This window comes from Marinomonas vulgaris (assembly GCF_018145875.1).
In the GTDB taxonomy this organism is placed as follows: Bacteria; Pseudomonadota; Gammaproteobacteria; order Pseudomonadales; family Marinomonadaceae; genus Marinomonas; species Marinomonas vulgaris.
In genome coordinates, this window is the sequence record NZ_JAGSSV010000029.1 from 1 (window position 1) to 11,438 (window position 11,438).

At 47.7% G+C, this 11,438-nt stretch carries 13 protein-coding genes and 1 pseudogene; 7 read left to right on the forward strand and 7 right to left on the reverse strand.

Translation table 11 applies throughout. The features are described from left to right. Nucleotides 1-174 precede the first annotated feature (174 nt). Complete coding sequence (locus J9B83_RS14330) at nucleotides 175-384, forward strand: helix-turn-helix domain-containing protein (RefSeq protein WP_236037331.1); 210 nt, start codon at nucleotides 175-177, stop codon at nucleotides 382-384. A gap of 91 nt (nucleotides 385-475) precedes the next feature. Here J9B83_RS14330 and puuE read toward each other — a convergent pair whose 3' ends face one another. The 3 genes from puuE to J9B83_RS14345 all read right to left on the reverse strand — a co-directional run bounded on the left by puuE (nucleotide 476) and on the right by J9B83_RS14345 (nucleotide 2,880). Continuing rightward, entirely contained in the window at nucleotides 476-1,399 is a 924-nt protein-coding gene (gene puuE / locus J9B83_RS14335; RefSeq protein ID WP_211537537.1) for an allantoinase PuuE, read from the reverse strand. A gap of 76 nt (nucleotides 1,400-1,475) precedes the next feature. After that, complete coding sequence (locus J9B83_RS14340) at nucleotides 1,476-2,207, reverse strand: aspartate/glutamate racemase family protein (RefSeq protein WP_211537510.1); 732 nt, start codon at nucleotides 2,205-2,207, stop codon at nucleotides 1,476-1,478. Between the two features lie 7 nt (nucleotides 2,208-2,214). After that, nucleotides 2,215-2,880, reverse strand: a complete 666-nt coding sequence (locus J9B83_RS14345; protein ID WP_211537511.1) for a GntR family transcriptional regulator — start codon at nucleotides 2,878-2,880, stop codon at nucleotides 2,215-2,217. A 268-nt stretch (nucleotides 2,881-3,148) separates the two neighbouring features. Between J9B83_RS14345 and J9B83_RS14350 the strand changes: the two genes are divergently transcribed. The 3 genes from J9B83_RS14350 to J9B83_RS14360 all read left to right on the forward strand — a co-directional run bounded on the left by J9B83_RS14350 (nucleotide 3,149) and on the right by J9B83_RS14360 (nucleotide 5,305). Beyond that, nucleotides 3,149-4,585 (forward strand): NCS1 family nucleobase:cation symporter-1, encoded by a 1,437-nt coding sequence (locus J9B83_RS14350; protein WP_211537512.1) that lies wholly within the window; start codon nucleotides 3,149-3,151, stop codon nucleotides 4,583-4,585. 153 nt (nucleotides 4,586-4,738) lie between these two features. After that, on the forward strand, nucleotides 4,739-5,008 hold the full coding sequence (locus tag J9B83_RS14355; protein ID WP_211537513.1) for a type II toxin-antitoxin system Phd/YefM family antitoxin: 270 nt from the start codon (nucleotides 4,739-4,741) through the stop codon (nucleotides 5,006-5,008). Further along, entirely contained in the window at nucleotides 5,009-5,305 is a 297-nt protein-coding gene (locus tag J9B83_RS14360) for a type II toxin-antitoxin system RelE/ParE family toxin (protein WP_211537514.1), read from the forward strand. A gap of 1 nt (nucleotide 5,306) precedes the next feature. On the opposite strand, the gene eutC is transcribed toward J9B83_RS14360, so the two are convergent. Together eutC and J9B83_RS14370 are read right to left on the reverse strand one after the other, a co-directional pair. After that, nucleotides 5,307-6,164, reverse strand: coding sequence for an ethanolamine ammonia-lyase subunit EutC (eutC, locus tag J9B83_RS14365; protein WP_211537515.1), 858 nt, complete (start codon nucleotides 6,162-6,164; stop codon nucleotides 5,307-5,309). After that, nucleotides 6,161-7,582: an ethanolamine ammonia-lyase subunit EutB gene (locus J9B83_RS14370; RefSeq protein ID WP_211537516.1), complete on the reverse strand. Its 1,422-nt coding sequence runs from the start codon at nucleotides 7,580-7,582 to the stop codon at nucleotides 6,161-6,163. The genes eutC and J9B83_RS14370 overlap by 4 nt, the downstream gene beginning before the upstream one ends. Before the next feature lie 227 nt (nucleotides 7,583-7,809). Here J9B83_RS14370 and J9B83_RS14375 point away from each other — a divergent pair, with 227 nt between their 5' ends. Further along, nucleotides 7,810-8,088, forward strand: coding sequence for a type II toxin-antitoxin system RelE/ParE family toxin (locus J9B83_RS14375; RefSeq protein WP_211537517.1), 279 nt, complete (start codon nucleotides 7,810-7,812; stop codon nucleotides 8,086-8,088). Next, nucleotides 8,088-8,381: a HigA family addiction module antitoxin gene (locus tag J9B83_RS14380; RefSeq protein WP_211537518.1), complete on the forward strand. Its 294-nt coding sequence runs from the start codon at nucleotides 8,088-8,090 to the stop codon at nucleotides 8,379-8,381. Before J9B83_RS14375 ends, J9B83_RS14380 begins: the two co-directional genes overlap by 1 nt. Here J9B83_RS14380 and J9B83_RS14385 read toward each other — a convergent pair. Beyond that, nucleotides 8,343-8,495, reverse strand: a pseudogene (locus J9B83_RS14385) (TA system antitoxin ParD family protein); the annotation flags it as partial. The gene J9B83_RS14380 and the pseudogene J9B83_RS14385 overlap by 39 nt on opposite strands. Before the next feature lie 208 nt (nucleotides 8,496-8,703). On the opposite strand from J9B83_RS14385, the gene thrS reads away from it, so the two are divergent. Next, nucleotides 8,704-10,710: a threonine--tRNA ligase gene (thrS, locus tag J9B83_RS14390; RefSeq protein ID WP_211537539.1), complete on the forward strand. Its 2,007-nt coding sequence runs from the start codon at nucleotides 8,704-8,706 to the stop codon at nucleotides 10,708-10,710. Between the two features lie 36 nt (nucleotides 10,711-10,746). Here the strand turns inward: thrS and J9B83_RS14395 are convergent, their stop codons facing one another. Then, nucleotides 10,747-11,403, reverse strand: coding sequence for a DsbA family oxidoreductase (locus J9B83_RS14395; RefSeq protein WP_211537519.1), 657 nt, complete (start codon nucleotides 11,401-11,403; stop codon nucleotides 10,747-10,749). Nucleotides 11,404-11,438 lie beyond the last annotated feature (35 nt).

Here is an 11,438-nt window from a genome sequence, read left to right on the forward strand (position 1 = left end):
CCGCCAGCAACAGGAACCTGCCGTTAAAGCAATTTAACGTGTGCCCAAGTAATGGGAATCCCCCACCGAAATAAGCGAAGCTAGGTGGGGGAGGATGTCAACTTTCCCCGTTGCATAAGAATGAAGCCGCCGTCCTGATGTTTACGGTATGAAAAGTCTGGCCAACCCACGGCGATGTCCGTTGGCCCTTCGATCGGCTTGGTTCTCAATACAGAGGCAATGACGGGCAAGGCAGTGGCGTTTTCAGACTTGGCGTGTGACCTAGGGTTTAGCGATCAATCGCACTTTTTGCGGGAGTTTAAAAAGCTGGTCAGCGTGACGCCATTGGACTATCTGCATCAGGTAAAACAAGAAACTTACGTCAGTCGTCTGCGGTATTTTTGATTGTATTTTTGAACTTTCTCGGTGCATAAAAAGATAAAACGCACTAGTTTTGTGCGCTTTATTCTGTTTTTTGTGTTCTGTTTCAATGAATTTATTTTGGCGGGTGGTTTTTAATCCAGTGGTCGGCAATGTCATCACGACGAGCGACCCACACCTGATCATGGGATTGCACGTAATCGAGAAAGCGTTTTAGGGCCATAAATCGACTTGGCTTGCCCAGCGTTCGACAATGCATACCAATCGACATCATCTTGGGGGCGGTGGCACCTTCTTCATATAAACAATCAAAGTTGTCTTTTAGATACTGGAAAAATTCCTCTGCATGGTTAAAGCCGTAGGGCGAAGAAAACTTCATGTCGTTGCAATCCAGCGTGTAAGGCACGATGAGATGAGGTTTGCTGCCCCCCTCGGGCGTATCGACTTTCACCCAGTAAGGTAAATCGTCGCCATAGTTGTCTGAGTCGTATTTGAGCTGAGCCTGTTCCGCGACTAGGGCGCGGGTGTTTGGCGAATCGCGACCTGTGTACCAGCCGCTTGGCTTCACGCCAGTGACTTCTTCGATCAGCGCCAGCGCTTGTTGCATGTGCTCGCGCTCTTGTTCGATCGGCATGTCTTGGTAATGAATCCATTTCAAACCATGGCAGACAATTTCATGGCCGCCGTCGACGAAGGCTTTGGCCACTTCTGGATTACGCTGTAAAGCGGTGGCAATGGCGAATACCGTCAGCGGCAAACCACGACGTTCAAACTCATTTAAAATACGCCACACCCCAGTACGCGAACCGTATTCATACAAGGACTCCATACTCATGTGACGATCTTTAAACGGCTGAGCCCCGAAAATTTCCGACAAAAACGTCTCCGCGTGCTCATCACCATGCAACACACAGTTCTCACCGCCTTCTTCAAAATTCAATACAAACTGCACCGCCACTCGGGCTTGATTCGGCCACTGTACATTGGGCATACCTTGTCTGCCGTAACCGGCGTAATCGCGCTCTAAATAATGTTTCATCATCTTGTTCCGTTTTGAAATAAGGCTGGGTGTTTTATCGGATCGTTATTTGTCGTCTCGCCATTATGGCTATTGGTTATCGTGTCCAGTGAGCATAACGACCAACGAATGGTTTGCTAACAGGTTGACCGTACTGGCCTATCTTTGATGTTTGTAAATGCAATTGATGCAAAGCCTCGGCCAGTTTGACGGCGGCGGTTACCCCGTCAATGATGGGAACAGGCAGCTCAGACGCGAGTTTGTTCACCAGCGCCGACATGCCAGCGCAGCCCAAAACGATGGCTTCAGCGCCATCGTTTTGAATCGCAGCGAGGCATTCAGACTTGAGGCATTCATAGGCATCAGCTTCGATGTTCTCCAAAGCCAATACGGGAATATCTGTGGCTCTAACGCCACTACAGCGGTGTTGATAGCCGTATTTTTGCAGCAAATGTTCGCTGGCGGGTAGGGTTCTGGCTAAGGTGGTCACCACGCCAAACTTGTGTGCTATTAATCCAGCCAGTTGGAAAGCGGCTTCCGCAATACCGATAACGGGGGCGTTGGCAAGTTCTCTTGCAGCATCTAAGGCAGGGTCGCCAAAGCAAGCAATGATGTGAGCGTCCACACCCATGTGATTACCTTCTTCTATTAAGTCTAATAAGGCGGCGCTGGCAATCACTTCATCAAAAGCGCACTCGATACTTTTCGGTCCATGAGATGGTGTGTAAGGCAAAATGTCAGTGTCAGGCAAGGCGACAGATTGCGCGCTGAGGGCCATTGCCTGAGTCATATCGGCACTGGAGTTTGGGTTAATAAGTTGAATTCTCATGGTCATCCTAGCGAGAAAAAAGACGTTGAAAGTCTATGTTTGTGTCTTCTTTGCTTTCTAAAATTAATGAAGACCTTATGTGTTTTAAATGATGGCTCATCCAATGCTGTGCGTCTTCCGCACTCCCTGTATCAAGAATGTCGAGCAGTTGAGCATGATCGCCGCATTCGCATCCAACGCTACCGCGTGTGCCGTAGGCTGCCAAAATCAGCGAAGAGCGATAACACAGCTGTTCAACAAAACTGGCCAGCACTTTATTACCTGATAAGTGCGCCAGCTCATAATGAAAGCGTGCGGTTAGCTGAATCGCTTCGGCGAGTTGACCATTTGCTTCCGCTTGTTTCTCTTCTTTTGTCATCAAACGAAAACGTGAGGATTGTTCTGGGTTCCAGTGGGTTATCAAAGCCGGTATTAATTGCGGCTCTATCAGTATTCGACTGTCGAGAACCTCCAATGCTTCACTTTCACTTGGTCTATTGACGTGAGCGCCTTTGTTTTTTTCGATCACGACAAAGTGCTCAAGCGAAAGGCGCTGTAATACTTTACGAATACCTGTGCGGCTGACACCGAAAGCTTCAGACAAGCGATCCTCTGGAAGTCGAGCGCCAGGTGGTAGCTGGTGCTCAACGATCGCGTTGAGAATCTGTTGATGTATGTGTTCGTCGGTAGCCATGCAATCTTCTCTATAAATTGTATACGATACTATGTAGATACTGTTTCAAAAAATAATATAACACGTGAAGTGGATTCGTACATCTCTCACGATGAAGTTATTTAAAATGCTCGTTTTTGGTGTGTTTTTGCTCTTTTTGTCATGTTTTGGTGCACTGGAAAGTGCCTTATATTGGGTTTTTATGTCTTATTTCATTAAAAACAAGGCAATTTAAAATTGGCACATAAATTGTATTCATTATTGTATACAATCAAAAAGGAACAAAGCCATGAAGCAAGATTTTGAGCAAAGCCCACGCTTGGCGAACAGTGATCTGTTGCCAGAAAAAGATCAAAAATGGGGATGGTATAGCATCTTTGCGTTTTGGATGTCTGATGTACACAGTGTTGGCGGCTACGTATTTGCTGCCAGCTTGTTTGCCTTGGGGCTAAACGGCATTCAGGTGTTTATCAGCTTGTTAGCAGGAATCTCTATTGTATTGGTGTTTGCTAATTTGATGGGTAAACCTGGGCAAAAAGCCGGTGTGCCATTTCCTGTTGTCGCACGAATGTCATTTGGCGTGTTTGGCGCTAACATCCCAGCGATTATTCGAGGTCTAATTGCGGTCGTCTGGTACGGCATTCAGACATTCTTAGCGTCTAGCTCCTTTATTATTCTTATTTTGTATTTCTTTCCTGAAATGGCGTCGCTAGCAGAAGGCTCTTTTATTGGGCTATCTTATCTTGGTTGGGTTGGTTTCTCTGCTATGTGGATTTTGCAGGGCATTGTGTTCATGTTTGGTATGGACATGATTCGTAAGGTCATTGATTGGTCAGGCCCTGCTATTTATGTGGCCATGTTTGCTTTGTGTATTTATATGGTGGATTTAGCTGGCTGGGAAAACATCAGTTTCAGCTTGAGCGCCAATAACTTAATGGGGCTGGACGCCATTACACAAATGCTGATTGCGATAGCCTTAGTCGCTGGCTACTTTGCTGGGCCGACGCTCAATTTTAGCGATTTTTCACGTTACTGTGGTAGCTATGAAAAACTAAAGCTGGGTAACCTGTTGGGTTTGCCGTTTAACTTTGTACTGTTCTCCTTATTCAGTGTCGTGATTGTATCAGCGTCGATTCCGGTGTTTGGCGAGATGATTACCGATCCAGTGGAAACCGTTAAACGCTTAGACTCTGGCTTTATTACCGTATTGGGCGCGCTGACCTTTATTTTTGCTACGGTGGGCATCAACATAGTGGCGAACTTTGTGGCGCCGGCGTTTGACTTTTCCAATGTGTCACCACAGAAAATAAGCTTTAAAGCGGGTGGTTTTATCGCTGCGTTCGGCTCTGTGTTGCTTACGCCATGGAATTTATTCAACAATCCAGAAGTGATTCATTACACAGTCGATGTGTTGGGTGCCATGATTGGGCCTTTGTACGGCATTATCATTGTGGATTATTTCTTTATTAAAAAGGGTCATATAGATGTGGCGGCCTTATATACCGAATCGCCAAAAGGGCGTTACTGGTACGATAACGGCGTCAATAAGAAGAGTGTTTATGCATTGTTAATTGCTGGTTTCGTTGCCATTTTAGCGACCTTTGTGTTCAGTGCGTTAGCCAATTACGCCATCTTTATTGGTGGTATTATTGCCGCTGTGTCTTATCGATACATGATGGAACCAGAGCGAGTGGCACTGCAAAACTTGAATCTTGCGAAATCCTAACCGACATATATCGTTACGAACACCCAATAAGAAAGAGCCTCCTTATTTGATTATAGGAAGGTTTTTTTATGGGTAATGTAAATTCTATCTTCTTGACCATACCTGTTAACAGGTGCTACTAATGGTGCGTTATTGTTTTTCGGAGAATATCTTATGCAAGTAAAATTTTCAGAAGACGTTGTGCCTCTTTCAGATTTAAAGGTTAATCCTGGAAAGGTTGTCAATCGAGCGCAAGATACACATCGTCCAATCTTGCTTACGAGTCGAGGTCGTGGTGTCGCTGTTGTGCAGGGGCTTGAGGAATACGAAAAAACGGCTGAGGAGCTTCAGTTTGTGAAAGCGGTGGCTCAAGGTCTTATGGATGTCCGAGAGGGCAAGACTGTTTCTCTAGCGGATGCAAAGAAAACACTGGGTATCGACTAGATGGAACTTCGCATTGCACAGTCCGCTCTTGAGGATTTGCAATCCATTCAAGAGCATTACAGAAAAGAGGGTGTGCCACTTATTGGCGATGAGTATGTAACGGCCATTTTAGAGCAGGTTGACATGCTTGTGCGTCACCCTGATGCTGGCCGAGTAGTTCCAGAGTTTGGTTTGAATTATATCCGAGAGTTAATCCATTCGCCTTTTCGCGTTGTTTACCTAAGACAAGAAGTTGACGTCGTGCTCATCCGAGTGTGGAGGAGTGAGAGACAACTCGAGTTACCTGAGGACGAATAGTTCACTCCACCAAGAAATTACGGTTATCGGAGAGGGTGTCGATAGCGTTGTCGTCGGTGCGATCTTTGAGTTTGACGCCAGACAGTTTGAGGGTGCGGGCTTCGTTGAGTAAATAAACCGCTTTGCGTGCGGCGTCTGGGTAGCTCATGCCTGCCGGACGGATATTAGAAATGCAGTTGCGATACGCGTCGGTAAGGCCGACTTTGCCGCCCCATGTTAAATACAACCCCAAACTGTCGGGGGAACTCAGCCCTGGCCGTTCACCAATAAGCACCAAGACGCATTGGGCGTTAAGGCGCTCGCACACATCATCCCCAATCGCGACGCGACCTTGTTCAACAAGACAAATAGGGGCAACTGTCCAGTCGTTTTTCTTGTTGTCTAATTGGTGAAATAGCTCACGTAAAAATGGCAGGGTATTTTGCTCAATCGCCAAAGACGATAAACCATCCACCACCACGATAGCTAGATCGTATGCCTGCGTGTTCTTTGCTCTGTGTGCGTCGAGCTGTTGGGCTGACTTATTGTTCAATCGACGACCATAATCTGGGCGCTGCAAATAGGTGGCACGATCGACTGCCAAGCTGTGCAGTAGCAAGGGCTTTCCCGCGGGAGCCCAAGCTTGTTGCGACAAGGTTTGTGCCAATTCATCGATGTTAAGTTGTGCGTGAACCGCATCGATGGCTTGAGCGTGAGCGAGTTGAAACGCCAGTAGGTGTTTGGTCGGCACGCTGATGCCTGAACGACCCAGACCCACGCGGGCGTCCGTAAAGGCGGTGAGTTTACTCCATGCGTTTTCCGTTACGGGTTCGGTGTTTTCTGTTGGCGTTTTTTTTAGAGTGCTGTCTGGAGTGCTCATGAGTGTCCTCCCGTTAAACGATTCAGCGAGTGATAAAACGCATCAGGCAATCTGGCATTTAAGGTAAATTGGTCGCTGTTCTGAACGATCTGCATCTTGTCTAACCAGAGATCAAACTCAGGTGCGGGTTTCAAACCCAGTACACGTCGAGCATACAGGGCATCGTGAAAGGAGGTGGTTTGGTAGTTCAGCATGATGTCGTCGGAACCGGGAATGCCCATCACGAAGGTGCAGCCTGCGACACCTAACAGTGTTAGTAAATTGTCCATGTCATTCTGATCGGCCTGAGCGTGGTTGGTGTAGCACACATCGCACCCCATGGGTAAACCAAGCAATTTGCCGCAGAAATGGTCTTCTAATCCGGCTCGAGTGATTTCTTTACCATCGTACAAATATTCTGGGCCGATAAAACCAACCACCGTATTGACCAGCAGGGGATTGAATTTGCGCGCCACTGCATAGGCGCGAGCTTCGCAGGTTTGTTGATCCAAGCCATGATGGGCATTGGCTGACAAGGCACTGCCTTGGCCGGTTTCAAAATACATGACGTTGTTGCCCACTGTGCCACGATTCAAAGATAAGGCTGCGGCTTGCGCCTCGGCCAAATTGGCGAGATTAAAGCCGAAGCTGTCGTTGGTGGCTTGCGTGCCGCCGATGGATTGAAACACCAAATCCACCGGCGCGCCTTGGTCGATGCATTCAATGGTGTTGGTGACGTGAGTTAACACGCAAGATTGGGTGGGGATCTCATAATGCTGAATCACTTCGTCCATCATTTTGATCAAGCGTGTGGCCTGTTGAACATTGTCGGTGGCGGGGTTGATACCAATCACAGCGTCGCCATTGGCGTAGAGCAAACCGTCTAACATGCTGGCGGCGATGCCGGTTAAGTCGTCCGTAGGGTGGTTGGGTTGTAAGCGCGTCGACAAATGCCCCGGCAAACCAAGGGTGTTACGAAAGGCGCTTTTAACGTGGCACTTTTTCGCGATCAGAATCAAATCCTGATTGCGCATGATTTTACTCACCGCAGCGGCCATTTCCGGCGTTACGCCTTGTCGAATCGAAGTCAGCTTGTCGCTGGTGGCCAAATCACTTAATAACCAATCCCGAAAACCGCCTACCGTCAGATGGGAAATCTCGGCAAACGCGATTTTGTCGTGATCATCGAGAATCAATCGGGTGATTTCATCGTCTTCATAGGGCACAAGGGCCTGTTGAAGAAACAGACTTAAAGGCACGTCGGCGAGAGTCATTTGCGCAATGGCGCGCTCTTCTGCACTTTCAGCAGCAACGCCGGCCAAGCGATCACCGGAACGCGCTGGCGTGGCCTTGGCCATTAAATCGGCCAAATCGACGAAACCAAACGTCTTCCCACCTAAAACGTGACGAAATTGATAAGAAGAATGTGGATGACTCATAACGGCTGCTCACCTCTAGTCTAAAAAAGAGTCGGCCAAAACCCATTATTGAAAAAGGCCTGAGTTTTACGGCTAAATTTAGCTATTAATAACACTACGTCATTTTGTATATGGATGTTATCGAATAATGTCATAGGTCGCGCTCTTGTCAAAGTCGACAAACCTACCTCGTTGGTGGCATGTCAATTTTTGTCGACGACTGATGCGCATCACGCTACACTGTCGTTATGATTAAATCTTTCAAGCACAAAGGCCTCAAGAAATACTTCCAAACTGGAAGTGTTGCTGGAATTCAGGCTAAGCATCAAGGCAAATTACGGATGCAACTGACAGCAATAGATACCGCACAGGTGATTGATGATATCAATCTACCTGGTTTTAAGTTACACCCACTAAAGGGAGATCGTGACGAGATTTGGTCTATTACCGTAAATGGTAACTGGCGCATTACTTTTGAATTTATTGATGGTAATGCATACATTCTCAACTATGAGGACTATCACTAATGACTATGCATAATCCGCCGCACCCCGGAGAGTTTATTTATGACGTATATCTAGAGCCAGCTGGCCTTAGCTGTCGTTATTTAGCAAAACAACTTGATGTAGCGTCGTCTACTTTAAATAGAGTTTTAAAAGGGCAAAGTGCGATTTCTCCAGAAATGGCACTGCGCTTATCCAAAGCAATTGGCAGAACGCCAGAAAGTTGGTTAGCAATGCAAGATAACTACGATCTTTGGCATGCTAAACAACAAGTTAACTTAACAAATGTCCATGTAGTCAACTTTGCAGTGGCATAAAAACGGGAAGGCAAGCTCTAAACACTTAGAGACTTGCCTTACAAATTCACAGGATAAATCAGGGTTATCTTCCATGATTTCACCGATCTTTGCCCAATGCTCAATTTGTTTTGGCTTGGGTTTCTGCTAGAACACAAAAACACCTCAAAACAACTCCATTTTCTGTACCGATATTCCTATTTTTGCGCCTAAATGATACGTTATAATATAACTCAAATATCTTTCTACTCATTTATCCTTATCATCAAGGAATGCTTACATGAACGACCCACTCCCCGACGAGTCCATCGTGCTTGAAGAAGACGCATATCGAAAACAGACTATGAACCCCGTTGTACCCCATGATTCCCATTCAGACGACATTCACATTACCTTGCCAGATGGCAGCGTAAAAGCATTTACGGCCCCTGTGACGGTGGCCGATATCGCCCAATCTATCGGTGCGGGCTTAGCGAAAAACACCTTGGCCGGTAAGGTGAATGGCGTTTTGATGGACGCCTGCGACCCCATTTACCAAGACGCCAGCGTGCAAATTATCACCCCAAATGACGAAGAAGGGCTGGCGATCATTCGTCATTCCTGTGCGCACCTTATTGGTCATGCGGTGAAGCAATTGTACCCCAGTGCTCAAATGGCGATTGGCCCGGTAATCGACGATGGCTTTTATTACGACATCGCTTACGAGCGGCCTTTTACGTCAGAAGACATGGCGGCCATTGAAAAACGCATGGGCGAGCTGATCAAAAAAGGCTACGACGTAGTGAAAAAAATCACTCCACGGGACGAGGTAATCGCTCTTTTCACCGCCAGAGGCGAAGAGTACAAGTTGCGCTTAATCGAAGATATGGGCCCAGAAGTCACCGAAATGGGACTGTATTATCACGAAGAATACCTAGACATGTGTCGCGGCCCTCATGTGCCCAATACGCGTTTTCTAAAAGCCTTTACCTTGACGAAGCTAGCGGGTTCTTATTGGCGCGGTGACGCGAAAAACGAGCAGTTACAGCGCATTTATGGCACCGCCTGGGGCGATAAAAAGCAACTCAAAGCCTACCTCACTCGCTTAGAAGAGGCGGAAAAACGCGACCATCGCAAGCTGGGTCGAGAGCTGAATTTGTTTCATTTCCAAGAAGACGCCACGGGCGCCGTATTCTGGCACGCTCGCGGTTGGACGATTCTACAAGAGCTGATTGCCTATATGCGTCGTCGTCAAGCGGCTGTGGGCTACGAGGAAGTCAACACGCCAGACATGATGGACCGCACCCTCTGGGAAATCTCGGGCCATTGGCAAAATTATCGCGAAAACATGTTCACCACCGAAGTGGAAGACAACCGCTTTTTGGCGCTAAAACCAATGAATTGCCCTGGTAGTGTCTTGCTGTATCGCCACGGTTTAAAGAGCTTTCGTGACCTGCCGATTCGCATGGGCGAGTTTGGTAAGGTGCACCGTAATGAACCCTCGGGATCTTTGCATGGCTTGATGCGAGTTCGCCATTTCACCCAAGACGACGCGCACATTTATTGTACGCCAGAGCAAATGGGCTCAGAGTGTCGCGATGTCATCGACTTGGTGTTGGACATTTATCGCCAATTTGGTTTTGACGATGTGCGCATCAAGTTATCCACTCGACCAGACAATCGCATGGGCGACGACGCCACTTGGGATTTGCTGGAAAATACCCTCATTGAGGTGTTGGACGACATGTCTTTGGCCTATCAGATCAACCCAGGTGAAGGGGCGTTTTATGGCCCTAAATTGGAGTTTGTGTTGCGCGATGCCATTGGTCGCGATTGGCAATGCGGCACCTTGCAAGTAGACATGAATTTGCCTTTACGCTTTGGCATTGAGTATGTGGACATGGATGGTCAGCGTAAGCAGCCGGTGATGCTACATCGTGCCTTATTTGGTTCATTAGAGCGTTTTACTGGGATCTTGATCGAGCATCATGCGGGCAAGTTACCAACTTGGTTGGCGCCAGTGCAGGCCATGGTGTTGGCGATCAGCGCCGACAACAACGGCTACGCCAAAGACATTGAAGCCTTGTTGAACAGCACCGGATTGCGGGTCGAAGCCGACATCAGTAATGAAAAAATCGGCTACAAAATTCGCAAACAAACCTTGCAGCGTATTCCGTATTTGCTTGTAGTAGGAGCGAAAGAGCAAGCCTCTGGCACGGTGGCGATTCGCAGTCAAAATGGCGATGACCTTGGCGTGCTGCCACTGCAAGAAGCCATGGCCTTTCTGCAAAACGCCGCCAAAACCCCCGATGCCGACGATCGACTGGCGGCACAACAGGCCTTGATGGCAAAGCTGATGCCTAGTCTATAAACAGACATAAACAGAGACCGCCAATCAATAGTAACCTCATTGGTTGGCGGTTTTTTCTAGTACTTCTTCGATGGCTTGTTTAAATACTTCTGCCGGTTGGCCGCCGGAAATAGCGTAGGCGTTGTTGATGATAATGGTCGGTACCGAGGTGATGCCATTTTGCTTCCACAAGGATTCTTGCTGGCGCACTTCGTCGGCAAAGTGGTTGTTTTCCAGTACTCCTTTGGCCGCGGCGGGATCAAGGTTGACGCTGCTGGCAAGGTTCGCCAAGACGGTAAAGTCACTGACGTCTTGGTTATGGGTAAAGTGTGCTTTGAACATGGCCATTTTCAGTTCGGCTTGTTTGCCTTCTTGTTGCGCCCAATGCAGTAAACGATGAGCATCGAAGGAATTACGCATGCGGCTGTCGTCAGTGAAATTAAAATCAAACCCCACGTCTTTGCCGCGGGCTTGGATCATGGCACGGTTCTGCTCGGACTGTTCTTGGCTGATGCCGTATTTTTCAGTGATGTGCTCGCTGAAATTTTGTCCTTCCGCTTGCATGTCTGGATTCAGTTCAAACGGTTGAAAGGTGAGGCTAGCGTCGACCGTGTCGCTCAGCTCGGCGAGCGCTTGATTGAGATTGCCAAGGCCTACCACGCACCAAGGGCACATGACGTCTGAAACGAATTGAATGTCTAATGGTGTTTTCATAAAAATGACTCAGTTAATAGATGATGTTGTTATTC

Coding starts and splice junctions, on each gene's coding strand:
- eutC (WP_211537515.1), bottom strand. CDS start 6,164: ATGAGCACTCCAGACAGCACTCTAAAAAAAACGCCAACAGAAAACACC.
- puuE (WP_211537537.1), bottom strand. CDS start 1,399: ATGAAACATTATTTAGAGCGCGATTACGCCGGTTACGGCAGACAAGGT.
- thrS (WP_211537539.1), top strand. CDS start 8,704: ATGAACCCCGTTGTACCCCATGATTCCCATTCAGACGACATTCACATT.
- J9B83_RS14345 (WP_211537511.1), bottom strand. CDS start 2,880: ATGGCTACCGACGAACACATACATCAACAGATTCTCAACGCGATCGTT.
- J9B83_RS14355 (WP_211537513.1), top strand. CDS start 4,739: ATGCAAGTAAAATTTTCAGAAGACGTTGTGCCTCTTTCAGATTTAAAG.
- J9B83_RS14375 (WP_211537517.1), top strand. CDS start 7,810: ATGATTAAATCTTTCAAGCACAAAGGCCTCAAGAAATACTTCCAAACT.
- J9B83_RS14340 (WP_211537510.1), bottom strand. CDS start 2,207: ATGAGAATTCAACTTATTAACCCAAACTCCAGTGCCGATATGACTCAG.
- J9B83_RS14330 (WP_236037331.1), top strand. CDS start 175: ATGTCCGTTGGCCCTTCGATCGGCTTGGTTCTCAATACAGAGGCAATG.
- J9B83_RS14360 (WP_211537514.1), top strand. CDS start 5,009: ATGGAACTTCGCATTGCACAGTCCGCTCTTGAGGATTTGCAATCCATT.
- J9B83_RS14395 (WP_211537519.1), bottom strand. CDS start 11,403: ATGAAAACACCATTAGACATTCAATTCGTTTCAGACGTCATGTGCCCT.
- J9B83_RS14380 (WP_211537518.1), top strand. CDS start 8,088: ATGACTATGCATAATCCGCCGCACCCCGGAGAGTTTATTTATGACGTA.
- J9B83_RS14370 (WP_211537516.1), bottom strand. CDS start 7,582: ATGAGTCATCCACATTCTTCTTATCAATTTCGTCACGTTTTAGGTGGG.
- J9B83_RS14350 (WP_211537512.1), top strand. CDS start 3,149: ATGAAGCAAGATTTTGAGCAAAGCCCACGCTTGGCGAACAGTGATCTG.